This window comes from Bacillus sp. FJAT-53060, from assembly GCF_037104745.1.
Lineage (GTDB): Bacteria > Bacillota > Bacilli > Bacillales > Bacillaceae > Bacillus > Bacillus stratosphericus_B.
In genome coordinates this window covers 1-24,331 of sequence record NZ_JBAWSW010000036.1, presented here as the reverse complement: position 1 = coordinate 24,331, position 24,331 = coordinate 1, and the positions used below count along the sequence as shown (strand labels likewise).

Annotated in this window: 27 protein-coding genes and 2 pseudogenes; 20 read left to right on the top strand and 9 right to left on the bottom strand. The window is 41.2% G+C overall.

From position 1 onward, the window contains the following. The coding region (locus tag WAX46_RS12510; protein WP_336493650.1) for a helix-turn-helix domain-containing protein at nucleotides 1–229 on the bottom strand (229 nt) is incomplete at its 3' end. 149 nt (nucleotides 230–378) lie between these two features. Continuing rightward, nucleotides 379–984 carry a YhcN/YlaJ family sporulation lipoprotein gene (locus tag WAX46_RS12505; RefSeq protein ID WP_226569235.1) on the bottom strand — a complete coding sequence of 202 codons (606 nt, stop codon included), beginning with the start codon at nucleotides 982–984 and terminating at the stop codon, nucleotides 379–381. Between the two features lie 120 nt (nucleotides 985–1,104). Here WAX46_RS12505 and WAX46_RS12500 point away from each other — a divergent pair, with 120 nt between their 5' ends. Genes WAX46_RS12500 through WAX46_RS12490 form a run of 3 tightly spaced genes read left to right on the top strand, consistent with a single transcriptional unit; the run spans nucleotide 1,105 to nucleotide 2,620 of the window. Next, the gene (locus tag WAX46_RS12500) at nucleotides 1,105–1,380 is read left to right on the top strand and encodes a YutD family protein (RefSeq protein WP_039181199.1); all 276 of its coding nucleotides are present in this window, start codon (nucleotides 1,105–1,107) and stop codon (nucleotides 1,378–1,380) included. 19 nt (nucleotides 1,381–1,399) lie between these two features. Beyond that, entirely contained in the window at nucleotides 1,400–1,834 is a 435-nt protein-coding gene (locus tag WAX46_RS12495) for a DUF86 domain-containing protein (protein ID WP_336494126.1), read from the top strand. Nucleotides 1,835–1,852: 18 nt separating this feature from the next. After that, on the top strand, nucleotides 1,853–2,620 hold the full coding sequence (locus WAX46_RS12490; RefSeq protein WP_226569279.1) for a TIGR01457 family HAD-type hydrolase: 768 nt from the start codon (nucleotides 1,853–1,855) through the stop codon (nucleotides 2,618–2,620). 46 nt (nucleotides 2,621–2,666) lie between these two features. Here the strand turns inward: WAX46_RS12490 and WAX46_RS12485 are convergent, their stop codons facing one another. Next, nucleotides 2,667–3,167, bottom strand: coding sequence for a phosphatidylglycerophosphatase A family protein (locus WAX46_RS12485; protein WP_226569240.1), 501 nt, complete (start codon nucleotides 3,165–3,167; stop codon nucleotides 2,667–2,669). Nucleotides 3,168–3,282: 115 nt separating this feature from the next. Between WAX46_RS12485 and yutH the strand changes: the two genes are divergently transcribed. From yutH to WAX46_RS12455, 6 genes are all read left to right on the top strand, one after another. Then, nucleotides 3,283–4,323 carry a spore coat putative kinase YutH gene (yutH, locus tag WAX46_RS12480; RefSeq protein WP_226569242.1) on the top strand — a complete coding sequence of 347 codons (1,041 nt, stop codon included), beginning with the start codon at nucleotides 3,283–3,285 and terminating at the stop codon, nucleotides 4,321–4,323. 74 nt (nucleotides 4,324–4,397) lie between these two features. Continuing rightward, entirely contained in the window at nucleotides 4,398–5,366 is a 969-nt protein-coding gene (locus WAX46_RS12475; protein ID WP_226569244.1) for a 2-hydroxyacid dehydrogenase, read from the top strand. Nucleotides 5,367–5,589: 223 nt separating this feature from the next. Further along, nucleotides 5,590–6,891, top strand: coding sequence for a homoserine dehydrogenase (locus WAX46_RS12470; protein WP_226569246.1), 1,302 nt, complete (start codon nucleotides 5,590–5,592; stop codon nucleotides 6,889–6,891). Continuing rightward, on the top strand, nucleotides 6,891–7,952 hold the full coding sequence (gene thrC / locus WAX46_RS12465; protein ID WP_226569248.1) for a threonine synthase: 1,062 nt from the start codon (nucleotides 6,891–6,893) through the stop codon (nucleotides 7,950–7,952). The genes WAX46_RS12470 and thrC overlap by 1 nt, the downstream gene beginning before the upstream one ends. After that, the gene (gene thrB, locus WAX46_RS12460) at nucleotides 7,949–8,869 is read left to right on the top strand and encodes a homoserine kinase (RefSeq protein WP_226569251.1); all 921 of its coding nucleotides are present in this window, start codon (nucleotides 7,949–7,951) and stop codon (nucleotides 8,867–8,869) included. The genes thrC and thrB overlap by 4 nt, the downstream gene beginning before the upstream one ends. Before the next feature lie 114 nt (nucleotides 8,870–8,983). After that, the gene (locus WAX46_RS12455) at nucleotides 8,984–10,954 is read left to right on the top strand and encodes a S9 family peptidase (RefSeq protein WP_336494125.1); all 1,971 of its coding nucleotides are present in this window, start codon (nucleotides 8,984–8,986) and stop codon (nucleotides 10,952–10,954) included. A gap of 227 nt (nucleotides 10,955–11,181) precedes the next feature. On the opposite strand, the pseudogene WAX46_RS12450 reads toward WAX46_RS12455, so the two are convergent. Further along, a pseudogene (locus tag WAX46_RS12450) lies at nucleotides 11,182–11,481 on the bottom strand (NifU family protein). Between the two features lie 119 nt (nucleotides 11,482–11,600). On the opposite strand from WAX46_RS12450, the gene WAX46_RS12445 reads away from it, so the two are divergent. Further along, nucleotides 11,601–11,930, top strand: coding sequence for a YuzD family protein (locus WAX46_RS12445; protein ID WP_226569255.1), 330 nt, complete (start codon nucleotides 11,601–11,603; stop codon nucleotides 11,928–11,930). A gap of 347 nt (nucleotides 11,931–12,277) precedes the next feature. Here the strand turns inward: WAX46_RS12445 and WAX46_RS12440 are convergent, their stop codons facing one another. Beyond that, nucleotides 12,278–13,345, bottom strand: coding sequence for an NAD(P)/FAD-dependent oxidoreductase (locus tag WAX46_RS12440; protein ID WP_336494124.1), 1,068 nt, complete (start codon nucleotides 13,343–13,345; stop codon nucleotides 12,278–12,280). A 254-nt stretch (nucleotides 13,346–13,599) separates the two neighbouring features. Between WAX46_RS12440 and WAX46_RS12435 the strand changes: the two genes are divergently transcribed. The 4 genes from WAX46_RS12435 (at nucleotide 13,600) to WAX46_RS12420 (ending at nucleotide 15,609) form a co-directional block, all read left to right on the top strand. Next, nucleotides 13,600–13,836 (top strand): YuzB family protein, encoded by a 237-nt coding sequence (locus WAX46_RS12435; protein WP_008346813.1) that lies wholly within the window; start codon nucleotides 13,600–13,602, stop codon nucleotides 13,834–13,836. 272 nt (nucleotides 13,837–14,108) lie between these two features. Then, nucleotides 14,109–14,963, top strand: coding sequence for a diaminopimelate epimerase (gene dapF / locus WAX46_RS12430; RefSeq protein WP_336494123.1), 855 nt, complete (start codon nucleotides 14,109–14,111; stop codon nucleotides 14,961–14,963). Between the two features lie 73 nt (nucleotides 14,964–15,036). Continuing rightward, on the top strand, nucleotides 15,037–15,399 hold the full coding sequence (gene erpA, locus WAX46_RS12425) for an iron-sulfur cluster insertion protein ErpA (RefSeq protein WP_336494122.1): 363 nt from the start codon (nucleotides 15,037–15,039) through the stop codon (nucleotides 15,397–15,399). 75 nt (nucleotides 15,400–15,474) lie between these two features. After that, a complete protein-coding gene (locus tag WAX46_RS12420; protein ID WP_264188758.1) occupies nucleotides 15,475–15,609 on the top strand; it encodes a hypothetical protein in 135 nt (44 codons plus the stop codon). A gap of 26 nt (nucleotides 15,610–15,635) precedes the next feature. On the opposite strand, the pseudogene WAX46_RS12415 reads toward WAX46_RS12420, so the two are convergent. Both WAX46_RS12415 and WAX46_RS12410 read right to left on the bottom strand, forming a co-directional pair. Continuing rightward, nucleotides 15,636–16,531: pseudogene (locus WAX46_RS12415) on the bottom strand (DUF2268 domain-containing protein). Next, nucleotides 16,515–17,282 (bottom strand): MerR family transcriptional regulator, encoded by a 768-nt coding sequence (locus WAX46_RS12410; RefSeq protein ID WP_336494121.1) that lies wholly within the window; start codon nucleotides 17,280–17,282, stop codon nucleotides 16,515–16,517. Before WAX46_RS12410 ends, WAX46_RS12415 begins: the two are co-directional and overlap by 17 nt. A gap of 301 nt (nucleotides 17,283–17,583) precedes the next feature. Here WAX46_RS12410 and WAX46_RS12405 point away from each other — a divergent pair, with 301 nt between their 5' ends. Further along, a complete protein-coding gene (locus WAX46_RS12405) occupies nucleotides 17,584–17,790 on the top strand; it encodes a hypothetical protein (RefSeq protein WP_226569268.1) in 207 nt (68 codons plus the stop codon). A 46-nt stretch (nucleotides 17,791–17,836) separates the two neighbouring features. Here WAX46_RS12405 and yumC read toward each other — a convergent pair whose 3' ends face one another. Continuing rightward, entirely contained in the window at nucleotides 17,837–18,835 is a 999-nt protein-coding gene (gene yumC / locus WAX46_RS12400) for a ferredoxin--NADP reductase 2 (RefSeq protein WP_226569270.1), read from the bottom strand. A 388-nt stretch (nucleotides 18,836–19,223) separates the two neighbouring features. Here yumC and WAX46_RS12395 point away from each other — a divergent pair, with 388 nt between their 5' ends. The 4 genes from WAX46_RS12395 (at nucleotide 19,224) to WAX46_RS12380 (ending at nucleotide 21,850) form a co-directional block, all read left to right on the top strand. Continuing rightward, nucleotides 19,224–20,441, top strand: a complete 1,218-nt coding sequence (locus WAX46_RS12395) for an NAD(P)/FAD-dependent oxidoreductase (RefSeq protein ID WP_226569282.1) — start codon at nucleotides 19,224–19,226, stop codon at nucleotides 20,439–20,441. 137 nt (nucleotides 20,442–20,578) lie between these two features. Beyond that, nucleotides 20,579–20,704: a YuiA family protein gene (locus tag WAX46_RS12390; RefSeq protein ID WP_226569284.1), complete on the top strand. Its 126-nt coding sequence runs from the start codon at nucleotides 20,579–20,581 to the stop codon at nucleotides 20,702–20,704. Between the two features lie 81 nt (nucleotides 20,705–20,785). Further along, entirely contained in the window at nucleotides 20,786–21,106 is a 321-nt protein-coding gene (locus WAX46_RS12385; protein WP_226569272.1) for a YuiB family protein, read from the top strand. Between the two features lie 99 nt (nucleotides 21,107–21,205). Next, complete coding sequence (locus WAX46_RS12380) at nucleotides 21,206–21,850, top strand: 3D domain-containing protein (protein ID WP_226569273.1); 645 nt, start codon at nucleotides 21,206–21,208, stop codon at nucleotides 21,848–21,850. Nucleotides 21,851–21,890: 40 nt separating this feature from the next. Here WAX46_RS12380 and WAX46_RS12375 read toward each other — a convergent pair whose 3' ends face one another. Then, nucleotides 21,891–22,367, bottom strand: a complete 477-nt coding sequence (locus WAX46_RS12375; protein WP_226569275.1) for a divergent PAP2 family protein — start codon at nucleotides 22,365–22,367, stop codon at nucleotides 21,891–21,893. Nucleotides 22,368–22,693: 326 nt separating this feature from the next. Here WAX46_RS12375 and WAX46_RS12370 point away from each other — a divergent pair, with 326 nt between their 5' ends. Then, the gene (locus WAX46_RS12370; protein WP_226569277.1) at nucleotides 22,694–24,184 is read left to right on the top strand and encodes a leucyl aminopeptidase; all 1,491 of its coding nucleotides are present in this window, start codon (nucleotides 22,694–22,696) and stop codon (nucleotides 24,182–24,184) included. Nucleotides 24,185–24,331: the final 147 nt, after the last annotated feature.

Here is a 24,331-nt window from a genome sequence, read left to right as displayed (position 1 = left end):
TCTCTAATTCGGAAGAGTACTCGGGACCCTTTCCATAGATATATTGTTTTCCAACAGGCTGTTCGAACCTGTGTGTATCCCCAGCCTTATGCCACCTCACCCATGTCTGAACCTGCGTCTTATTCTTGATATTCAATTCCTGCATGATCTCTTTCATAGGTACACCTGCCAATCTCATTTCTACAGCCTTCTGTTTGACTTCAACTGGATAACTCACTCTTGTCCCCATAGAAAAAACACCTCCATGTTTTATTTCGGATCACAACGGTCCGTTTTCAAACTTGAAGGTGTTTTTTATTTGTCTCATCTTAGGGGGTCAGTCCCCGTCAGAGGTCTCTGGCGTTTTTTCTAGTGTTCATTTTGGCCGTAAGGTGCGTTTCATGTGCGATCGGAATTTTTCATGCCATTTGCATCTTCTTTTTTCGAAATATCCCCACCCTGGGGTGAATATTTCATTTGTTGAATTGTTTTTGTTAAAATATGATCAAAATCACGTGAGTTGGTTTGAAGACGTGAAAAATTGGCAATGGATTGAAAGTGCTCTGGATTATCAGAGACGTACACATGATAATAACGAGGGAGAACAGAAACCGCTGTTTTTTTCACTTGATCGGCTGATTCATCTCGGTTTTTGTTTCCTGTTCTATACACAATGAGTGCCTCCTCATCTGTGACAAGTGTGGCTGCATCTTTTATGTTTGGTAGCTGCACGGCTAAACTTGTAATGATGTGAGCAAGGTGCTCACGATTTAAAGCAGGTGTTTTTTCTTTCTGATCCGTTATTTGCTGACGCTCATAACGCACATACCCTACTTTGTTAGTGTCTGCTTCCGGCATGTTGGAATTATTTCCTTCATGACGATCAGACAGCCGGATGGTTTTACTTGAAGAATCTTCATCCATTTGCCTATTCATGCCTGATTGAAAGCCGCATCCGCCTAAAAGCATGCATAGGAGAATACTGGCTGTCAGTTGTTTCATCATAAATGTGACCTCCTTTTATCTTTAGCTTCGGCTAAAACGGAAAAAACATGCTTTAGCAATTGATGGAGTTCTTCCAATGGATTATCATTAAAGATGGATCGTTTAAAAAGAGGTGAGAAGATGATCGTCATTCAGAATGCTACCTTTGATCTTGTGAGAGATATCAAAGACGGTTTTAATGAGGAAGCGTTTAAAGCAAGGTACTCAGATATTTTAAATAAGTATGATTATATCGTGGGGGATTGGGGCTACAATCAGCTTCGGCTGAAGGGGTTTTTTGATGACCAAAACCAAAAGGCCACATTCGATACAAAAATCAGCACACTCGATGAATACATTTATGAATACTGTAATTTTGGCTGTGCCTATTTTGTCTTAAAACGAATCAGAAAATAACGCAAAGGGGAGCGTCATAATGTATTTCGTAGACAGAAAGAAGATTGAAAAGACGTTACGTTTTTTCGAGGAACAATATAATTTGATGCGTAGTCGTCAAATATGGATAAGTCCATTAGAGAAAAAAGCGCTGGAACGAATCGTTCACCTGCTCATAGAATGTATTCTTGATACGGGGAATGATATGATTGATGGCTTTATTATGCGTGATCCAGGAAGCTATGATGATATCATGGACATTCTTGTCGACGAAAAGGTCGTACCAAAAGAGGAAGGTAGTATGCTGAAAAAGCTTGTTTCTTTGCGTAAAACGCTAGTTCAGCACTATCAGGAAGTAGTTCATCACGACTTATTGCAGGTAATCAGCGAGGTAGAACAGGCGCTTCAAGTATTTCCGAACCGTATCCGTACCTACTTGGAGCAGGAGCTTGGACCAGTATCAGCGTTTAAATAAACCATTGGAGTTGTGAGCATCATGAAATACAAAGGCTATTTAATTGATTTAGATGGGACGATGTATAAAGGAACAGAAAAGATCGAAGAGGCGGGTCAATTTGTTCACAAGTTAAATGAGTTGAACATCCCTTATTTGTTTGTCACGAATAACTCTTCGCGCACCCCGAAGCAGGTAGCAGAAAAACTTTTGTCTTTCGATATTTCAGCAACGGAAGAACAAGTTTTTACAACAAGTATGGCAACGGCAAATTATATTGCGGAACAAAAGAAAGATGCGTCTATTTACGTCATAGGAGAAGAGGGAATCAGGCATGCCATTGAAGAAAAAGGACTGACCTTTGGACAGGAAGATGCTGATTTCGTCGTTGTCGGAATTGATCGAGACATTACATATGAAAAATTAGCGGTAGGGGCGATTGCCATCCGTCGAGGTGCTCAATTTGTCTCGACTAATGGAGATATTGCCATTCCGACAGAAAGAGGACTTTTACCAGGAAACGGTTCGTTAACGTCTGTATTGACCGTCACCACAACGGTTCAGCCAACGTTTATCGGAAAGCCAGAGTCTATCATTATGGAACAAGCCATGCGGGTGCTCGGGACAGATGTGTCTGAGACGCTTATGGTCGGTGATAACTATGATACAGATATTATGGCAGGCATGAATGCAGGAATGGATACATTGCTCGTTCATACAGGGGTGACCACAAAAGAGCTGCTTCAGCAGTATGAAAAGCAGCCAACTTATGTCATTAATTCATTATCTGAGTGGATCGAGGGATGATCGTAAAAAAGAGGACAAGTGTTACACGTGCGTCCTCTTTTTTGTGTTATTCCGCATTTCTCGAACTATGTGCCAGCCGGCTTGAGGCTGCCGCTGCAATGGCGCCGATAATGTCATCTAAAAAGGTGTGGCACTCGCCTTTAGATTTATCGTCCAGTCTCCCAAGAATCCCTGGTTTTTCTTTATCGATATATCCATAATTCGTAAAGCCGATGGAACCATAAATATTGACGATGGCAAAAGACAAAATTTCATCGACGCCATAAAGGCTTTCGTCTGTTTCAAGAATCGATTGCAGCGGCTCGGTCAGTTTCTTTTGTTCGGTTAGGACATCGAGTTCAATGCCTGTTAAAATCGCATTTTGGACTTCACGCTTTGCGATGACACGCTCCACATTGTGGATACACTCTTTCATGTCTAAACCAGGATGATATTTTTTCTGTAAAAAGAAGACAAGGTCTGCTATATCTTGAATGGTTACCCCTCGCTCTTGTAAACGGCGTCTTGCTATTTTTTCTACTTCGTTCATCTCATGATGATGTGGCATGTATTCCTCACCCAATCCTCGTAATTTGTCCACAATGTGTAAAAAAGCTTCGCATAGTAAATAGTATTCATAAATCCCTCAACCTGCGACTACGATATGATAAGAGACTGATCATATGAACGCAGGTGAAAACATGAAAGAAACCATTTATCACACATTTGGAATTGATGTTCGTCAATTAATGCCATATGGCAATTATCAGAGCTTTCAAACGGCGAATGCTCTTTTCCTGATTGTTCCTGTGTCTCATTTGCGAGAAGAAGAACTCACAGAGCTTTATCATATCAGTCAGTATTTACTGAATGACGGTGACCCATACGTCGCTGTGTTTGAATTAACGAATGAAGAGAAGCCCACCTTCACTCATGGGAAAGAGTTGTACGCTTTATTAAAGGCAGCGCCACCGATCACAAGCCGCTCATTTGAGCCTGCATCAGAGCTGGCGGCCTTTCATGTTAGGGGAAGAGGATTTCCCTATGAGGTATCTGAAACAAAACGTGTGGGAGCCTGGAAGGAATTGTGGGCAAAACGGTTAGATCAGCTTGAAGGCTTTTGGATGCAGCAAATGCACCAAAAACCACTTGAACCATTTGAGAAGAAATTTATTGAATCCTTTCCGTATTATCTTGGATTAACGGAAAATGCCATTCAATATTTAGTGGATACAGAGCTTGATGATGAACCGAAAGAATGTGACTCGGGTACTGTTTGTCATCAGCGCTTTTCACGTATGACATGGCCGCATGAGCAGCCGCTTCGTTTACCTGTTGATTGGGTATTTGACCATCCAACAAGAGATATCGCAGAATATTTGAGAGAAACCTTTGTACAGCATAAAGAGGATTTAATTGAAGAGGGATTTTCCTTTTTGCAGCAATATGAGCAGGTCACCCCTCTTTCATCATTTTCAAAGCGACTGTTATACAGCCGTCTTCTGTTTCCGCTTCATTATTTTGAAATCGTTGAAGGCTATTACATGTCAGGAGAAAATGAAAAATCTTATTATGAAGAGCGGTTAGATTATGTATTAAATGATGCCAACCGCTATGAATATTTTCTCAAGGTCTTTCAAGAAATGAGTGCCATGCGAAGCGGTGGGAATCTCATCCCTCCTGTTGGATGGATTCATCAATCCGCTGATTTGAAGTTTCAGTGAACAGACGAAACGTCTCTTTTCTCTTGAGGCGTTTTTCGTTATGCTTAAAGAAATCAATCAAAGGAGTGTTTTTCTTGTCGAAACCTTATGTTTATATCACAAGAAAGCTAGATGAAACATCACTCACACCATTAAAAGAAGTTGCTCATATCGAGATGTGGACGAGCGAGGATGAGCCATGTCCACGAGAAACATTAGTAAAACAATCTGCCAAGGCGGATGGGCTCCTTACGATGCTGTCGGATCAAGTGGATGAGGCACTTTTATCAAATGCACCGAACTTAAAAGTGGTCGCAAATCTTGCTGTTGGCTATGACAACATTGACCTTAAGGAAGCTAAAAAGCACGGTGTCATAGTATGTAATACACCGGACGTATTAACAGAATCCACGGCTGACTTAGCCTTTGCACTTTTGATGGCATCAGCTAGACGGATTGTGGAGGCGAGTGACTGGATTAAGGAAGGAAAGTGGACAGGCTGGGGGCCGCTTCTTCTTGCCGGTGCCGATGTTCATCACAAAACCCTTGGGATTGTCGGAATGGGCAGAATTGGAACAACACTTGCCAAGCGGGCAACGGGCTTTGATATGAAGGTGCTTTACCATAACCGTTCAAGAAAGCCGGAGGTCGAAGAGCAACTAGGTGTGACATATACCACCTTTAATGAACTGCTCATACAGTCTGATTTCATTGTGTGTCTGACCCCTTTAACACCAGAGACAAAACAAATGTTTAATGAGAAAGCATTTGATCAGATGAAGAACACGGCATATTTTATCAATGTATCCAGAGGCCAGACCGTGGATGAGAAGGCTTTATATGAGGCTGTCAAGACAGGGAAAATTGCAGGAGCAGGACTGGACGTATTTAGTCAGGAACCTGTCAGACCTACTCATCCATTAACGACACTACACAACATCACGGTTCTTCCTCATATCGGAAGTGCAAGTATCGAGACAAGAAAAACGATGATGCATTTATGTGCTGAAAATATCGCGCTTGTCTTACATGATAAGCAAGCCAAAACACCGGTTCAGCCATAATGTTTGGCTTCCCGACTTTCGGGAGCTTTGCTCACGAAAATATTTTGAAAATATAGAATCTTGATATAAATAGCTGTTAAGCGGTTTCATTCTCACATTCTCGTATTTTATTACCTTGTCAAAATGAGGATAGCCCTTTATAATGTGTGTACATTGAATGTCTGTGTTGTGTTAACAAATGTCTTTTTAGAGAGGACATTTACAGAGAAAGGTGGAATTTCAGGTGAAGGCAATTCGAGTTGGACTACTAGGGTTAGGAACAGTGGGGAGCGGTGTCGTAAAAATTATCCAAGATCATCAGGATAAATTAATGCACCAGATAGGCTGTCCGGTATTAATAAAAAAAGTGCTTGTTAGCAATCCCGATAAAAAAAGAGATGTGGATGTGGCAAGAGAGGTCTTCACAACTGAAGTATACGATGTGATTAGAGAACCAGAGGTCGACGTCATTATTGAAGTGATGGGCGGCATTGAAGATACAAAACAATATTTAATAGATGCGTTAAATGAGAAGAAGCATGTGATTACAGCCAATAAAGATTTAATGGCGCTTTACGGAACGGAGCTTTTACATGTAGCGAAAGAAAATGGCTGTGATCTTTATTATGAAGCAAGTGTCGCTGGAGGAATTCCGATTCTACGTACCTTAGAAGAAGGATTAGCCTCTGATCGAATCACAAAGATGATGGGCATCGTGAACGGCACAACCAATTTTATTTTAACAAAAATGAATGTCGATAAAAGCGCATATGAGGATGTATTAAAAGAAGCGCAAGATCTCGGCTTTGCAGAAGCAGACCCGACGGCTGATGTAGAAGGACTGGATGCCGCAAGAAAGATGGCGATTCTTGCAAGGCTCGGCTTTTCAATGAATGTTGATTTAGAGGACGTGAAGGTCAAAGGCATCTCTGAAATAACTGATGAGGATATTGATTTCAGCAAACGATTTGGCTATACAATGAAGCTGATCGGTATTGCCCAAAGAGACGGAGAGAAAGTAGAGGTCAGTGTACAACCAACCCTATTGCCTGATCATCACCCACTGTCATCAGTCAACAATGAATTCAATGCTGTGTATGTCTACGGTAGTGCTGTGGGAGAAACGATGTTTTATGGACCTGGAGCAGGAAGCCTGCCAACCGCAACAGCTGTTGTTTCGGACTTAGTCGCTGTGATGAAAAACATGCGTCTTGGCGTGAACGGAAGCGGATTTATTGCACCACAATTTGAGAAGAAGATCAAATCATCATCGGAAGTCTTTGCTCAACAATTCTTAAGAATTCATGTCAGAGATCAAGTTGGGGCGTTTTCCCGCATTACGTCTATTTTTTCTGAAAGAGGCATCAGCTTTGAAAAGATCCTTCAACTGCCAGTGAAAGGGCATGATGAGCTTGCTGAAATTGTGATTATTACACATCAGACGTCAGAAGAAGATTTCTCGAATATCCTGCAAAAATTAAACGATCTCGACGTGGTGGTTCAAGTGAAGAGCACGTACCGAGTAGAAGGGAACGGTTTAAGCTGATGAAGTGGAATGGACTCATTGAAGAATTTCAAGAATTCTTACCAGTAAACGAAAAAACACCAAAACTAACATTAAATGAAGGGAATACACCGCTGATTCACCTTGAAAAGCTTTCTGAAAAGCTGGGGATTGAGCTGCATGTGAAGACAGAAGGGGTCAATCCAACGGGCTCTTTCAAGGATCGAGGAATGGTCATGGCAGTCGCAAAGGCAAAAGAAGAAGGCAATGATACGATCATGTGTGCTTCGACAGGAAATACCTCTGCAGCGGCAGCGGCTTATGCAGCTCGCGCGGATATGAAATGTATTGTCATCATTCCAGATGGAAAAATTGCCTTCGGTAAGCTCGCACAGGCGGTTATGTACGGAGCAGAAATCATTGCCATTGACGGCAACTTTGATGATGCACTTAAAATAGTCCGCAGCATCTGTGAAAAAGCGCCGATTGCACTCGTCAATTCCGTCAACCCTTACCGAATTGAAGGACAAAAGACAGCGGCATTTGAAATCTGTGAGCAGCTAGGCTCTGCGCCAGACGTACTGGCTATTCCTGTTGGAAATGCAGGGAATATCACAGCCTACTGGAAAGGATTCAAAGAATATCATGAGCAAAAAGGAACTGGACTGCCTGTTTTGCGCGGTTTTGAAGCAGAAGGTGCAGCAGCCATCGTACGAAATGAAGTGATTGAACAGCCAGAAACAGTGGCAACGGCGATTCGTATCGGGAATCCAGCAAGCTGGAAGCAAGCTGTGGCCGCGGCGGATGAATCAAACGGAAAAATTGATGAAGTCACAGATGAGGAAATTCTTCATGCGTATCAATTGATCGCACGTGAAGAAGGTGTGTTTGCAGAGCCGGGCTCATGTGCGTCTATTGCGGGTGTACTAAAGCAAGTGAAATCTGGAGAAATCAAGCCAGGCAGTAAAGTCGTTGCTGTATTAACAGGAAACGGATTGAAAGATCCGAATACGGCGATTGATATTTCACAAATCAAGCCGGTTACACTCGATGCAGATGAAGATCAAATTCTTGAACACTTAGAAAAGGCCGCACGCGTATGAGTGAAGCCTCCATGCTTTTTTCAATCACAGTACCGGGAAGCACTGCCAATTTAGGACCAGGCTTTGATTCAGTTGGAATGGCGCTCAGCCGCTATTTAAAGCTATCGGTCTATGACCATGATAGATGGCTCTTTGAAGCAGAAACAGATGTCGTGTCTGGTATTCCATCAGGCACTGATAACCTGATTTATCAAACAGCCAAAAAGGTCGCAGATGACTTTGGAAAAACACTCCCGCCTGTTCATGTCAAAGTGTGGAGTGATATTTCATTGGCACGTGGGCTAGGTAGTAGTGCTGCCGCCATCGTGGCCGCCATTGAGCTTGCCAATCAGCTGCTTGAATTAAATATGACCGATGATCAGAAGCTCTTTTTTGCAAGTGAGGTAGAAGGTCATCCAGATAATGCAGGTGCCTCTTTATTTGGTGGTTTACTCATTGGCCTTCATGAAGAAGACAAGACACATGCCGTAAAAGTGCAGCATGTGGATGTAGACGTTGTTGTCGTGATTCCTTTTTACAAGGTTTTGACAAAGGATGCCCGTGATGTCCTGCCAGAGGATTTTTCTTATAAACAGGCGGTTAGTGCGAGTGCTGTGAGTAACGTCCTTGTCGCCGCCTTAATGACGCAGAACTGGCCGCTTGTCGGTGAAATGATGAATAAAGATTTGTTTCATCAGCCTTATCGCACCATGCTTGTTCCAGAGCTGTCAAAGGTGAAGCACATCGCTTCGCTAAAAGGAGCATATGGAACCGCGTTAAGCGGTGCTGGGCCGACGATCCTCACATTAGTTGAAAAAGGAAAGGGAGAAGTGCTGAAAGAGCAGCTTGCCCAAAATTTCCCGCATTGTGAAGTAGATTTGCTGACGGTGCCGGTAGAAGGTGTCGTCGTAGAACATCATCCTATGAATCAAGTGTAGAACGTGTGGTGAATATGCACGTTCTTTTTTATTCTTGTATTGAAGGACAGAAGCAGGGATTATTATTTAGAGGGTCGAACTATTTTTTATGACATAAAAGGGGGAGATAAATTGATGAAGAAATTGATGACAGCAGAAGACGTAACGAAAATTGTTTCTGTGACTCATCCGGTCTATTCGCCAGATGGGAAAAGGGCTTTCTTTACAAAGGTAACGGTGAATGAGAAAAAGAATGATTACAATATCCATTTATGGGTTCGAAATGAAGAAACAGAGGAGCTGTCTCAATGGACATTTGAGGATGGAAAGCATCATCAGCCAGCTTGGTCAAAAGACGGTAAGCAGCTTGCCTTTATTTTTCAGAAGCCAAAAGAAGTCCCTCAGCTCGCACTCATCAACAGCCAAGGAGGCGGCGTGCGTACTTTAACGAATATTCCATACGGGGTATCTCATCCTGTATTTTCGCCTGATGGAGCTTTTATTTACGCGGCTGTATCGTTAAAACAAACAGAATCTGTTAATGATGAAAAAAAGGAGGAGCCAGATGAGTTTGCTCCGGCAGTATATGATGATTTGACCTATAAAGCAGATGGAAGAGGCTTTTTAGATGGACGTCTGACGCAAATTGTACAAGTAGATGTACGTTCAGGAGAGATAGAGACTGTCACCAACGAGCAGCATCATCATATGAATCATGTTGTCTCTCCTTGCGGGAAGTGGCTCGCCTATATTCAATCAAATACGCAGACGCCTTACATAAGTGATGTATGTCTCCTTTCATTAGAGGACGGTACATCTAGCAAAATCACACAATCGACCGGTGCCTACTCCACCGTATCTTTTTCTCCAAATGGAGAAAGCCTTTTGTACATTGGACATGAGGGTGAATTTCAAAATGCAACCTTTCCGTCATTATGGCTGTATGACCTGAAGGAAGAAAAGACCATTCAACTGTCAGAAATGCTCGATATGTATGTGGGCAGCTGTATGGCTGGAGATAGTGTCATGGGTGAAGCCAATCAGCTTCCACAATGGACAAAGGACAGTCAGGGGTTTTATGCGCTTGTTTCTGATCAAGGAAGAACAGGGGTTTATTATTTCTCCATTGAAGGCTTAGCCTATCCAGTTCGACTAGAGGCAGAACACATTACAAACTTCAGCCTTCATCCAGATGAAACAAAAATGCTGATCAGCCGGCTGTCACCCGTCTCACCGAGTGAGTTGTATGAGCTGACTTTAGGTGAATTATCACTAAACCAAATCACCTTCGAGCATGATGCCTTTCTAAAAGAGCATGTCGTATCCGAACCTGAAACATTTTCTTTTCAATCGAAAGAGGGCGACGATGTACATGGCTGGTTCATGAAGCCTTGTCAGATGGAAGAGGGAAAGACATATCCGCTCATTTTAGAAATTCATGGCGGGCCGCATGTGATGTATGGTCACACGTATTTTCATGAATTCCAAATGCTCGCTGCTGAAGGCTATGCCATTGTGTACGTCAATCCTCATGGCAGTCACGGCTACGGACAGATGTTTACGGATCGTGTGAGAGGCAGCTATGGTGACGTTGATTATGAGGATGTCATGCTCGCTGTTGATCACGTGCTGGAAGCCTATGATTTCCTTGATGATACGAGGCTCGGGGTGACAGGAGGCAGCTATGGCGGTTTTATGACCAACTGGATTGTCGGAAAGACAGACCGCTTTCGTGCAGCCGTCACACAGCGGTCCATCTCGAACTGGATTAGCTTTTATGGCATTAGTGATATCGGCTATTTCTTTACAAGGTGGCAGATTGATGGGGACATTTATGATTCGATCGATAAGCTATGGGATCGTTCGCCGTTAAAGTATGTGAAACAAGTGAACACGCCGCTCCTCATCCTGCACAGTGACGAAGATTATCGATGCCCAGTCGATCAAGGAGAACAGCTTTTTGTGGCATTGAAGGAGCTTGGGAAAGACACAAGATTGGTCAAATTTCCGAAGGCGTCTCATGAATTATCCAGAAGCGGTCACCCGGCGCAGCGTATTCAAAGACTGACCTTTATTCAAGAATGGTTTAGAGACAAGTTATCCTAATAAAAAAATGACCCAAATTGGGTCGCTCAGCATGAAGACAAACCCTCGTTGTCAGTCCTGCGTGCTGGTGCTCACGAATATGAAATTCGCCCCGCGCCAGTACTTGGCCTTCCTAGACTTCATATCATGCTGAAAAGAAGACAAAGGGATAAAATCAAAATCATTTTAGCCCTTTGTCAATCATGACAAAACGACCCAAATCGGGTCGTTTTCATGTCATATATGAATTAGAAAACCTGTTCAACTTCTACAACGCCAGGCACTTCTTCTAATAATGCTCGCTCAATACCGGCTTTCAGTGTAATGGTTGAACTTGGACAGCTGCCGCATGCACCAAGAAGACGTAATTTGACAATGCCATCTTCAATGTCTACAAGCTCACAGTCTCCACCATCACGTAATAGAAATGGACGAAGTTTGTCCAGTACTTCTTGTACTTGGTCTTTCATTTCGACTTCAGTCATTAGATATAATCGCTCCTTTCACAACATATCACCATTATATTCATCTGGACAATAAAAATCTATTGATTGGTTTCAAAGTTTCCTTCTCATTATAGCACAATCTCATCTTGAAACAAAAAGTGAATTTGACTTTTTTCATACAGAAAATTCAGCTAAAATAAAGAAAGAAAGGGGGCTTTCAAATGAACCAAACCGTTGATCTTTATGTATATGGAAGAGATGTACTGTGCGCTAGCTGCGTGAATCTGCCTTCTTCAAAAGATACATTTGAGTGGTTAGATGCAGCATTAAAACGAAAATATCCGAATCAGCTGTTTCGCATCACATATATTGATATCGAGCACCCGCCAGAAAACGAACGCCAAAAAGAATTGTCTGAACGAATTCTTGATGATGAATTCTTCTATCCGCTTGTCCTAGTCGAGGATCAAATTGTTGGAGAAGGCAATCCCAAATTAAAAGACATTTATCAAGAAATGGAGAAATACGGGTACACTGAGAACAGTGAATAAGCTGTTCCTTTTTATATCAAAAGGAACGTTTGTTTGATTGTGATGAAATGAAAGGAGAGTGGGCATCATGAATTATTTACTGATACAATCTCTTCATCAGCAAATACCAATTGACATGATTTATATGAAGAAAAACGGAGAGTGCACAAAGCGAAAAATCATTATACACCGTCAAACGGAATAGCTATACAAGCGTATTGTTAATCGAACAAAACAAAACGAACATTTCGTAAAGGCTGCATTCTTGCCCTTGCTCCTATCAAATTGTCCAATTCATCGGCACATGCCGTTTCATAAGAAAAAGCTCCTTCGTCAGGAAGAAGCTTTGAGAAAAAATTCACATGATTTTAGCCATTGTGATGCTTGTACATCCATAAAAGTCCAGATTTTAAGAGTCTTGGAACACGGCCTACTAGTGGACGATCCGCAACTAAGCCAAAACCAGCTTTTTTTCCTAAAGAACCTAATACACCTTTTAGCTTAAACTGCGGGTAAGCCTCAGGAAGCGGCTCGTTTTTCCAGCGTTTTTGTAGAGATTGGACAATTTGCTCTGCCTGTGCCTCGGCAAGCTGTGCACTTGGAGCATGCGGTAGACTTGCGCAATCACCAACGACATATACATGCTCATCTCCAGGGAGATTATGATGAGGAGTTAAGACGACGCGGCCTTGAACGTCTTTTTCAACCTCCATCTCTCGTACTACTTTACTTGGCTGAATTCCTGCTGTCCACACAATGACATCTGCTTCAATCTCATCGTCATGGTTGTAAACCACACCTTCTTCAACCTTCGTAATATTGGCGCAGTTAATGATTTTCACTTCGTTTTCTTCAAACCATTTCTGCACATATAAACTTAATCTTTTTGGGAAGCTTGATAGAATCAGTTCTCCGCGGTCAAAAAGAATAATGTTTAAATCAGCTCGGCTTTCTCGCAGTTCACTGGCTAGCTCTACCCCGCTCAGTCCAGCACCGACAATGCCAACCGTTGCGCCTGCGCTTAAATTGTTTAATTTGTTGTATGCAAGCCTTGATTGATCAATGGTTTGAATGCTGTATGTATGTTCTTTTGCACCAGGGACATTGTGGTACTTGTCCTCACATCCTAATCCGATGACCGTGTCGTCATATGGAGTAGGTTCACGGTCGCTGAATAAGATCTGTTTGTTTTCAATATCAATTTTTTCTACTTCCCCATATTGAATATCCAGCTTCGGATGCTCTGGAAAGGATACTCGAATGTGATGATCAGAGATCGTTCCAGCAGCAAGTGCATAATATTCTGTTTTTAAACAGTGGTAAGGATTTCGATCAATTAATGTGATAGTAACATCATCAGGTAATTGATTTGGCAATAAGCGGTGGAGAACCCGCATATTTCCGTAACCTCCGCCGATCAAGACTAAATTTTTCATGACGATTCTCCTTTTCCCCCTAGACATTGAAAAACACTTGCACTAAAAAATTTTAAGTTAAAATGCCAAATAAAATTATATCGAATTTACTTTGAAACCTCAATAATTGTTTCAAAATAACCTACATATTCATTCATTCGTCCTAAATAGTAAAACATTTTAGAGGAATAGGCGTAACGCTTTAGGGGAAGCTCATGTTTTGACTAATAAAAGGAATTTCGGTAGGATGGTAAGGCAATGTGAGGTGAAGCACAGTGTTTCCACTGATTGAATTTTGTGTAAGTAATCTTGCACAAGGGTCTCAAGAAGCAAAAGAGAAGCTTGAAAAAGACCCAAACCTAGATGTAATGGAATACGGCTGTTTAAGCTACTGTGGCAAATGTATGGACTCCCCATTTGCGCTTGTGAATGGAGAATTTGTTTCAGGAGAAAATGCAGAGCAGCTAGTCGAGCGAATTTATGCTTTTATAGAGGAAAATGACATGTTTTAAATGCACCACATGGGTCATGAGGTGCATTTTTTCACACTTCCATCTTCCATTTTTAAGGAGGAGAATGTATAGAAAGCGCCTCCAATATGTTATGCTAATAAAATATCATCAACATGAAGCATCACACAAGAGAAAAAGAGGCATATGCATAATAAAAGCCCTTTGCCATGGCAGCAAAGAGCTTTTATGTATGAAAAACGGGGGATGATAAGATTGTCTCCTGAATCGACTCCTTTTATACTATAAAGAAACAACATTTTTGGAGGACGCTCATGACATCATTTCAATTTACGAAAATGCACGGACTAGGAAATAATTATATATACGTCAATCAGATGAAGGAACAGCTTCCAGAAGAGAAGCTATCAGAAATAGCCATCCGCGTTTCTTCTGTTTACACAGGAATTGGTTCTGATGGAATGATCCTCATCTGCCCATCAGATGTTGCACCTGTGAAAATGCGCATCTTCAACAATGATGGATCAGAGGGGAAAAATTGCGGTAACGGGCTACGCTGCGTCGCAAAATATGTGTATGAGCATCAGATGGTGACAGACACGACGTTTCAGATTGAGACATTATCAGGACTCGTCAAAGCAACTGTCCATGTACAGAATAATCAGGTTCATTTAGTCACAGTGGATATGGGGACACCTCGTTTTGAAAAAGAAGCGATGCCGATGCTGGGCGAGCAAGGCAGCACAACGATCAATGAGGTGCTTGACTTTGGCACTGCTAGTTTGAATGGGACGGCTGTTTCAATGGGTAACCCGCACATCGTTTTCTATTTAGAGGACATTGAAAAGGCCCCGCTCGATTCACTTGGACCGATCATCGAAAAGCACGAGATGTTCCCAGAAGGGGTCAATGTGGAATTTGTTGAACTCGTCAGTGAAACGGAGCTGCATTTCCGTGTGTGGGAAAGAGGATCAGGGATTACCCAAGCCTGTGGAACGGGTGCTTGCGCTGCGGCCGTATCAACGATTGTGAATGGACATGGGAAAAAGGAAACGGACATGACGGTTCACCTAGCAGGTGGAGATCTTATCATTCGCTGGAAGGACAATGACCATGTGCTAATGACAGGACCTGCTGAAACGATTTGTGACGGCAAGTTTTACCTCTAAACCATTTATTTGAGAAAAGGCATCATCATGTTTATAATTGAAAAGAAACATCCAGTCAAAAGGAGGGATGATCATGAGTACACCAGTCACAATTACAGAAGCTGCTGCGTTGCAGATTAAAGATATGATGAAAGAGCATGAAGAAGAAAATGCGTTCCTTCGAGTGGGAGTAAAAGGTGGCGGTTGCAGCGGTCTTTCATACGGCATGGGCTTTGACCATGAAGTAGCGGAGAAAGACACACAGTTTGAACAGCACGGCATACAGGTCCTTGTCGACTCCGAAAGCCTTGATATCATGAACGGAACCATCATTGATTTCAAACAATCACTAATGGGGGGGGGTTTCACCATCGACAATCCAAACGCCATCGCCTCATGCGGATGCGGCTCTTCTTTTAGAACAGCCACGAATACCGGTACGCCTGAGGAGTGTTAAGGGTTTAGTATCGATTAATTTTGTAAGTCCATATTTAAGACCTCCTCAAATAGATCATTAAATCGAGGAGGTTTTTTGCTATTCTTTAAAGATGCCAAAACTCAACTAGATTATGAAACAAACTCGTTAGGTGAGATGTGTGTAAAATATATCACATTAGGCTTTTTTATGATGATTTACGAAAAAGCAACTGTTGAACGGGCATCATAATGAAAAAAAACCTCTGGTAAAGTTACTTAATTAGAAAATAGTTCGCAATTTCTTAGTATTTCATCTGTACCAAGTAAGGTAGCTTCTTTAATCCCTACATGATTGTTCTTCATGAAAGATTGTACAGCTGATAGCCTACTGCATAACCTGCAAAGGGTGATAATCCGACAGGTTGATACCCTTGTTCTTTGGCAATGAGATCACCAAACATATAACTGCTGACCTCAGCGAATCCTTTCGTATGTAAAGCGTCTTTTATCACTTCTTTTGAATAGTCTAAGTCCTGTTTATCAAAAGAAGTAACCCAAGGTCCTAAAAGTTGTTCCCCATAAAGTTCTTTTGCAAATGATTCAGCTAAGCCCTCTATCACTATGTAATCCCCAACTGTTACGTTTCCATGATCCCAATCAAAATATGAAAAACGGATATTATGATGGAATTCATGTGCAATGACGGTAGGAATTCTTGGGATATTATAAGGGCTTGGATAAATTGATACTTGGATAAAGCCTGGAATGCCTCCAAAGCCACAATATCCTTTTTGTCGTTCAAGCTTTTTCGGATCAGCTATATATAGGCCAAATCTCAATTCATCAGTATTTATATGAAGGTTGTGTTTTTTTATATAATCCATACAATTGTTCAAAGTATGATTAACGGTTTGAAGAGCTTGAATTTCTTCTAAACTGTCTAATGCCTGTCTCCTATTTTTTGTATCTAATACATCAAGATAGCCAAGCATATTGGTCGCCATTAAGACATCATAGCCATTAGGCTGTTTAGCTTTTAACGGGACATTTATCATATTCCACATCTTTTCAAAAGGTTTCATCATGGTGTACCGAAAAAAATGTTCTTTATTTTCTTTCAGCGAAAATAACTTTTTATATTGTTCAATTGTATCCTCAATGATGATTTTCATCGTTATGACCTCTTTTATGATGATTAGTAAAAACTTTCATCGCTTCACACATGAATGATGCCAAGCTTTTACCATATCGATCTATATATTTTGTAAAACGTTCATCTTGCATATAGAGTTGACCTAATCCACAAAATGCATCAAGAGAGTAATGACTAAAGTTTTCGTTTAAAAAGTCATACCATTCTTTGATGGCGGATTGTACTTCTTTGGATTGCGTAGGGAGATTGCGTAGGGACGCTAAGTGATGAAAGATCCTATCCCATCTCGCAGATACATCACGTTGTTCCTCATTGGACAATCGACTTAATTTTAAGTTCATGTCATCAATGGAGTGATTCCCCCAACGACAACGAGCTTCTTCTTCATATTGATTGAGTTTCATGTTCATTCCCTCGAACCTCTCTTTATTTGTCAGGTGAATTTCTCCCGATATATGTTTTAATGTTTTATCGATATGTTCAATCATTTTATCGAGTTTATTTCGTTTCTCTATCAACATTTTTCGTTGTAAGGTAAATGCTTCCTTCCTGTCAAAGGAAGGGCTATCCATCATTTTTTTGATTTCCTTCAAGGTAAATCCAAGTTCTCTGAAAAATAATATCTGCTGTAATGTTTCAAGGTTTTCTTCTGAATAGAGCCGATAACGAGAATCAGTGACTTCTTTTGGTGTCAACAAACCAATTTGGTCGTAATGATGAAGTGTACGAATACTAATATCAAACAATTCAGCGACTTCTTTTACTTTCATGTCAAGCACATCTCCTTATAGTACCTACTATAAAGTATGACGTTACGTTAGGGTCAATAAAAAGTTCATGACCCTATCTGTTGTTCGAAATGTGTATAGGATCAAATTACCATTTCACGGTTTTTTGAAGTCTTGTGTATATGTTTATCCTGTAAGAATCAGTAGTTCTTCTGTGACATTCATAAAGAGATATAAATCGTTAATTTTGTTACAGCTTGTCCTCACAACTGGCTATTTCCACACGAAAAGAGTATCATGATAACCAAACAGAAACTGTATTCAGGAAAGAGGTTGCTGAGGATTGAGTGAACAAATCAATTGCAGAAACTGTCATGAACTCATTCCGTATCGTTCAAAAACGTGTCCAGCTTGCGGGATAGACAAGCCGCTTCCGAAAAAGGAACGTGTGAAGGATCGGGTAATTTTGGTTGTGGCAGGGATTGTTGTGGTGCTGCTTGCTGCAATGGTACTTGGAATGGCGAATGCCTATATTGGGGTTTTTCAATAAACGAAAAAGGAGTTCCGTGGGTGGAACCCCTTTTTTTCATCCGTCCTTATTTGTTTTCAAATAAGCTTGTGGAGTGAAGAGGCTGTACACGGGCTTTCGGGTCCATGTACGCTTTTGCGTTGTTCACAGCAGTTGGTGCTTCACCAAATCCGCTTGCAATCAATTTGACTTTCCCTTCATATGTACAGATGTCTCCTGCCGCATAGAAACCTTCGATATTTGTTTCCATTGTGGATTTAACCACGATAGAGTTCTTTTCGATGTCAAGGCCCCATTGTTTGATTGGTCCAAGGGAGGAAACAAAACCGAAGTTGACGATCACATCGTCCACATCAAGCACTTGCTTTTTATCGCCTTTGACTTCTTCAAGCACAATTTGTTCAATGCGGTCTTCGCCAATAAGCTCAGTTGGCACAAATGGTGTCAGTACATTGACTTTCGAGTTGTGCAAGTTTTCTACACTGTGCTCATGTGCACGGAATTTATCACGGCGGTGAATTATCGATATTTCTTTTGCGATTGGTTCAAGCATGAGTGCCCAGTCCACCGCAGAGTCTCCACCACCTAGAACAGCGACACGTCTGCCAGCAAATTGGTTCAAGTCATTGATGAAGTAATGAAGGTTCGTTCCTTCAAATGATTCTGCTGCATTTAGTTCAAGCTTTCTCGGTTGGAATGCACCGTTACCAGCTGTAATGATGATCGTTTTAGAATAATGAACTTCTTGATTTGTGACGAGTTTAAAAATACCATCTGCCTGTTTTTCAACCGTTTCTACAGCTTGCTCTAAGCAAATGGTTTGATCAAATTTATCCATTTGTTCCTTTAAATTATCAACTAATTCTTGTGCGCGGATTTTTGGGAAACCAGCCACATCATAAATGTATTTTTCAGGGTAAAGAGCGGATAGTTGACCGCCGAGCTGAGGAAGGCTTTCAATGATTTTCACACTCGCCTGTCTCATGCCTCCGTAAAACGCAGTAAACAATCCAACTGGGCCGCCCCCGATAACGGTAATGTCATATACCTTAGAATCTTCTTGCATTCCTTAATCCTCCCAAATGAAAATTGTTATCACTATATCATATCATACCACATATCGTTGTTTGACTTGTTTTGAAAAACTTGTCGTTTTTTGATGCAGGTGCTTTGACAAATAAAAAAAGTGAGAAAGATCGTTTATCATAAGGATTTTCAGTTTAAAGCCTTGAAAAAAGAAGCAGAACTCGCTATTATTGTTAAGGGAACTAAATATTAATTTTTTATGAATTTTTGTCGGATACGGTCAAATGCTTTCGTTTTTTGTAGGTGAAAGTTCAGATTTTCACATACTTATTTTTTGTTTCAATTTCATAAAATGCCGGAAAGCGGTTGAGAATAATGATATGTAATTCTTTATCCGTTTTACAGCAAATTTAAAAAAGGTGGATGTGATTCCAGTGAATAAACCGAAAATCGTTGTATTAGGTGCAGGTTATGGCGGATTAATGACAGTAACACGATTAACAAAACAGCTTGGCACAAATGATGTAGACATTACTCTTGTGAACAAGCATAATTATCATTACGAAACAACATGGCTACATGAAGCAAGTGCAGGTACACTTCATCATGATCGCTGTCGTTATCAAATTAAAGATGTAATTAACAGTTCCCGAGTCAACTTTGTCCAAGCAACAGTTGAGAGCATTGATAAGGAAGCGAAGAAAGTTTTGACATCAGATGGCGAACTTTCTTATGACTACCTTGTTGTAGCGCTTGGTGCTGTTCCTGAAACATTTGGTATTGCAGGACTTAAAGAATATGCCTTTTCAATCTCTAACATCAACTCTGCTCGTCAGCTTCGTGAGCACATTGAGCTTCAATTTGCGACATATAATACTGAAGCTGAAAAGCGTCTAGAGCGTTTGACAATCGTTGTCGGCGGTGCGGGCTTCACAGGTATTGAGTTCCTTGGTGAGCTTGGAAACCGTGTGCCTGAGCTTTGTAAAGAGTATGATATTGATCAAAAAGAAGTGCGTATTATCTGTGTAGAAGCTGCGCCAACAGCTCTTCCTGGATTTGATCCTGAATTGATCGACTATGCGATGAACTACCTTCAAGGTAAAGGTGTTGAGTTCAAAATCGGTACAGCGATCAAAGAATGTACGCCTGAAGGCATCATTGTTGGGAAAGACGATGATACAGAAGAAATCAAAGCAGCAACTGTTGTTTGGGCTGCAGGTGTACGCGGCAACCCAATCGTTGAAGAAGCTGGATTTGAAAACATGCGCGGCCGCGTAAAAGTGTCTCCGGATCTTCGTGTACCTGAGAACGACGATGTATTCATCATTGGTGACTGTTCATTAATTATCAATGAAGAAATCAACCGTCCATACCCACCAACAGCACAAATTGCGATGCAACAAGGTGAAACAGTGGCGAAAAACCTTACAGCGCTTGTGAAAGGTGGTACACTTGAAAGCTTTATGCCAGACATCAAAGGAACAGTTGCTTCTCTTGGTGAACACGACGGTGTAGGTGTTGCGTTTGGTAAAAAACTCCAAGGTACAAAAGCTTCTGCAATGAAGAAAATCATCGACAACCGTTCTTTATTCATGGTTGGCGGACCAGGACTTGTTCTGAAAAAAGGAAAGTTCAAACTCTTCTAAACATCAATAGACGAAAACGTGTATCCTCGTGATACACGTTTTTTTTATGAAATAGGGAATATTTTCTCACTTGGTACTGGACAGAAAAATGTGTTATGATAAATTATCAGAAAATTTAGATTAAAGGAGCGAGCAATATAAATACACAAACAAAAGAAAAAAATTCAACTTGTCAATATTGTTCAGGGAAAGGGTATTTTCAGCTATTGCTCGGCGGATCAGAAACATGTGAGGAATGTAAAGGGACAGGAAAGAAGCATTAATCCAACTGTTTTTTCCATTGATTGACTTCATCTCTATTTCCAAGTTAAACTAATGATGGGATATTTGGGGGTGAAGATGAAGTGATCAGTTTACCAGTCGTTATCATTTCAGTTATTTTATTTTTCGTGTTATTCTTCGGCATTGGATTTTTGCTGAATATGCTGCTAAGAATGTCATGGATTATGGCAATTTTATATCCAATTGTATGCCTTTTCATTATCAATAATCAAAAGATGGTGACCTATGTAAGAGAGCCAGACACCGCCTTTTCAGGAATAGGAGACCGCATTGTATCACTTGCTGCGGCAGATATCATTATTTTATTGAGCGGTCTGATTGGTGCGATTGCATCAGGATTTGTCATCAATGCACTTCGAAAAAGAGGCTATCAAATGTTTTAACTCACTTGTTGTCCAGCAAGTGGGTTTTTTTGTTTCTCCTTTGCATAGTTTCCATTTTGTTTGGAAACAAATAGATGGGTAGAGGAGTGACAAATAGAGATGAAAACATGGATGAAACGATTATTCATGACTGCCCTTTTTATACTTGCATTGATGACAAGTTTTACGGGCATATCTGGAGTAGAACCAAGTGATCTAGTTGCATGGGTAAAAGAGATCGATGCTGGGAAGCAAGTGTCTTCTTTTTTTCATAATCAAAAGAGACAGACGATGGCGGTCAAAAGCGATGACTTGCGATCTGTTTCCCTTGAAGAAGCGTTTAATTGGAATGATTATCCGAAGCAAAAGGTTGTCGCCACAGGCTATACAGCAGGTGTGGAATCAACAGGCAAGACAAAGGAACATCATGCATATGGCATTACATATTCAGGAGTCAAAGTGAAACGTGATTTATATTCAACAGTGGCAGCGGACCCTTCTGTCTTTCCAATTGGCACCGTGCTGTTTATCCCAAACTACGGCTACGGAGTGGTCGCAGATACTGGGAAAGCCATTAAAGGACATAAGCTTGATTTATATTATGAAACCGTTGATGATGTGTATAGAGAATGGGGTAAAAAAGTGCTCGATGTCTATATTATTAAAAAGGGAGAAGGGACGTTAACGGAAAAGGACTTAAATCAGCTAAATGAAGCAGAATCCATGCAAGTTTTTCGTCAGCAGTTTCAAGCGAATAAAGAATAAAAAAGCTTTGGATCTCAAAAGGTCCAAAGCTTTTTCGCTTCTACATGAAGTAATAATCTAAGATGAGTGTCAGCAAAATCCCTGTTAAGCCGCCGAAGAAGACTTCAATCGGCTTATGGCCTAGAAGCTCTTTCAATTTCTTTTGCTTCTCTTTTTCTCCTGCATTCGGGAAATTCTTTGCTTCGGCAACAAATCGGTTAAAATCTGTCACCAGCTTGTTGAGAACAGTAGCCTGTTCTCCTGCCTGTCTGCGAACACCTGTCGCATCAAACATCGTAATAATGGCAAAGATGGCAGAAATGGCAAAAGTCGATGTACCTAGCCCGTGCTCTAAAGCCACTGCTGTTGAGAGTGCTGTTACTGCTGCCGAGTGTGAACTTGGCATTCCGCCAGTGCTTGTAATGAGCGACCAATCTAGTCGTCTAGAAACGATAAATTGAATGGGAACTTTTACAAATTGCGCAAAAAAGATGGCTGCAAGGCTGGCAAGTAGCGGAAAATTCGTCAGTACGCTCATGAAAAAGAAACATCCTCTCTGTAAGAAAAAATATCGTGCGAAATGATTGACTGTTTATCCTAGTAAGATAAAAAAATGATTGCAGTAAAAATGGTTGCCAAATCCATGTTCATTATAACATTAAAGAAAGTAGATGTAGAACGTGGAGGACATGGACAGACTGCTATGAATCCTCGTCGCTTTTTCATGATGCCCTTCCGTGTGTAAAATTATAAATGTTCATCAAGTGAAGACAGACTGGCAATGATCGTATAGGCACGCAAATTTTGATATAATAGAAGTTCCAATGTGAAAAATGGAGTTCATTGAAGGAGCGTGTGATAAATATGTTTTTCTCGACAAATGAGTTGCAACATAAAGATACACTGGCCATCGGACTTTTTCAAAAGAGCCAATTATCAGGAAAAGCAAAAGAAATGGATGAATTACTTGAAGGAAGAATCACCGAATTATTAAAAGAAGGCGATATTTCATCAAAAAGAAATCAGCTTTTGACATTTTTCCCTTCCCCTGAAACAGGCATCAAACGCATTTATTTTGTCGGACTTGGGAAGGAATCAGATTACACGTTTGAAGAAGCAAAAGAAGTCTTTGCGCATTTATTTAAAAAGCTCCATCAAGATAAAAAGCAAGCGGTTTCGGTCTTGCTTGATACGTTTGTAGGAAGGGATATGCCTGTCCATGATGCAGCACATGCCCTTTCTGAAAGCTGCCTCTTAGCTACATATGAATTACAAGATTTTAAACATAAAACCAATGAACCAGATCGTTTTATCGAATTTGTATATGCAACGACAGAACATGATACAGCTGAAATTCAGGCTAGTCTGAAAGTAGGCGAAGTCTACGGGCAATCAGTCAATTCGGCTCGCACACTTGTGAATATGCCGCCGAACATGCTGACATCCTCTGATCTTGCTTCCTATGCTGCAGAGCTTGCGTATAAATACGAATTTGAGATTGAAATTTTAGATAAAGAACAAATGGAAGATCTCGGGATGGGCGGTATTTTGGCCGTCAATAGAGGCTCAACAGAACCACCAAAACTTATTGTGTTGAAATATCAAGGCAAAGAAGAATGGACAGATGTCATCGGCTTCGTCGGTAAAGGCATCACGTATGATACAGGTGGATATTCATTAAAGCCAAGAGCGAGTATGATTGGCATGAAAACCGATATGGGAGGCTCGGCTTCTGTTTTAGGAGCGATGGAAATTATTGGTGAACTTCGCCCGGAACAAAATGTGATTGCTGTCATTGCCTCAACAGATAATATGATTTCGGCAGATGCAATAAAGCCGGATGATGTGATTGTGTCACTGAGTGGTAAAACAATCGAAGTGCTCAACACGGATGCAGAAGGCCGCCTCGTGTTAGCAGATGGGGTGACGTATGCGAAGCAGCATGGTGCCTCTGTCCTTGTGGACGTTGCGACATTAACAGGCGGGGTCATTGTGGCGCTTGGGAATGAGACAACAGGTGTTATGACCAATAATGATGAACTGTATGCTCAGTTTAAAGAGGCTTCAGAAGAATGCGGTGAAATGATTTGGCAGCTGCCAATCACAGAAAAAGATAAAAAACGAGTACGAAACAGCAAAATGGCTGACCTCAATAACTCACCAGGTCGTGATGGTCATGCGATCATGGCGGGTGCTTTTATTGGTGAATTCGCTGAGGGCACCCCATGGGTCCACTTAGATATTGCAGGAACAGCGACAACTGAAAAACCTTCATGCTTTGGACCAACAGGGGCAACAGGCGTGATGGTCAGATCATTAGCGACATTTGTGGAACGATTTGAAGCAAAAAAATAAAGAAAAGGGCTCTGCCAGATGGGACTGACCCCCTAAGATGAGACAAATAAAAAACACCTTCAAGTTTGAAAACGGACCGTTGTGATCCGAAATAAAACATGGAGGTGTTTTTTCTATGGGGACAAGAGTGAGTTATCCAGTTGAAGT

Excerpts from the sequence above, each read along its gene's own strand:
- WAX46_RS12505 (WP_226569235.1), bottom strand. The coding sequence starts at position 984 with ATGATGAAACAACTGACAGCCAGTATTCTCCTATGCATGCTTTTAGGC.
- WAX46_RS12500 (WP_039181199.1), top strand. The coding sequence starts at position 1,105 with ATGATCGTCATTCAGAATGCTACCTTTGATCTTGTGAGAGATATCAAA.
- WAX46_RS12495 (WP_336494126.1), top strand. The coding sequence starts at position 1,400 with ATGTATTTCGTAGACAGAAAGAAGATTGAAAAGACGTTACGTTTTTTC.
- WAX46_RS12485 (WP_226569240.1), bottom strand. The coding sequence starts at position 3,167 with ATGCCACATCATCATGAGATGAACGAAGTAGAAAAAATAGCAAGACGC.
- yutH (WP_226569242.1), top strand. The coding sequence starts at position 3,283 with ATGAACGCAGGTGAAAACATGAAAGAAACCATTTATCACACATTTGGA.
- thrC (WP_226569248.1), top strand. The coding sequence starts at position 6,891 with ATGAAGTGGAATGGACTCATTGAAGAATTTCAAGAATTCTTACCAGTA.
- thrB (WP_226569251.1), top strand. The coding sequence starts at position 7,949 with ATGAGTGAAGCCTCCATGCTTTTTTCAATCACAGTACCGGGAAGCACT.
- WAX46_RS12455 (WP_336494125.1), top strand. The coding sequence starts at position 8,984 with ATGAAGAAATTGATGACAGCAGAAGACGTAACGAAAATTGTTTCTGTG.
- WAX46_RS12445 (WP_226569255.1), top strand. The coding sequence starts at position 11,601 with ATGAACCAAACCGTTGATCTTTATGTATATGGAAGAGATGTACTGTGC.
- WAX46_RS12440 (WP_336494124.1), bottom strand. The coding sequence starts at position 13,345 with ATGAAAAATTTAGTCTTGATCGGCGGAGGTTACGGAAATATGCGGGTT.
- dapF (WP_336494123.1), top strand. The coding sequence starts at position 14,109 with ATGACATCATTTCAATTTACGAAAATGCACGGACTAGGAAATAATTAT.
- erpA (WP_336494122.1), top strand. The coding sequence starts at position 15,037 with ATGAGTACACCAGTCACAATTACAGAAGCTGCTGCGTTGCAGATTAAA.
- WAX46_RS12410 (WP_336494121.1), bottom strand. The coding sequence starts at position 17,282 with ATGAAAGTAAAAGAAGTCGCTGAATTGTTTGATATTAGTATTCGTACA.
- yumC (WP_226569270.1), bottom strand. The coding sequence starts at position 18,835 with ATGCAAGAAGATTCTAAGGTATATGACATTACCGTTATCGGGGGCGGC.
- WAX46_RS12380 (WP_226569273.1), top strand. The coding sequence starts at position 21,206 with ATGAAAACATGGATGAAACGATTATTCATGACTGCCCTTTTTATACTT.
- WAX46_RS12375 (WP_226569275.1), bottom strand. The coding sequence starts at position 22,367 with ATGAGCGTACTGACGAATTTTCCGCTACTTGCCAGCCTTGCAGCCATC.
- WAX46_RS12370 (WP_226569277.1), top strand. The coding sequence starts at position 22,694 with ATGTTTTTCTCGACAAATGAGTTGCAACATAAAGATACACTGGCCATC.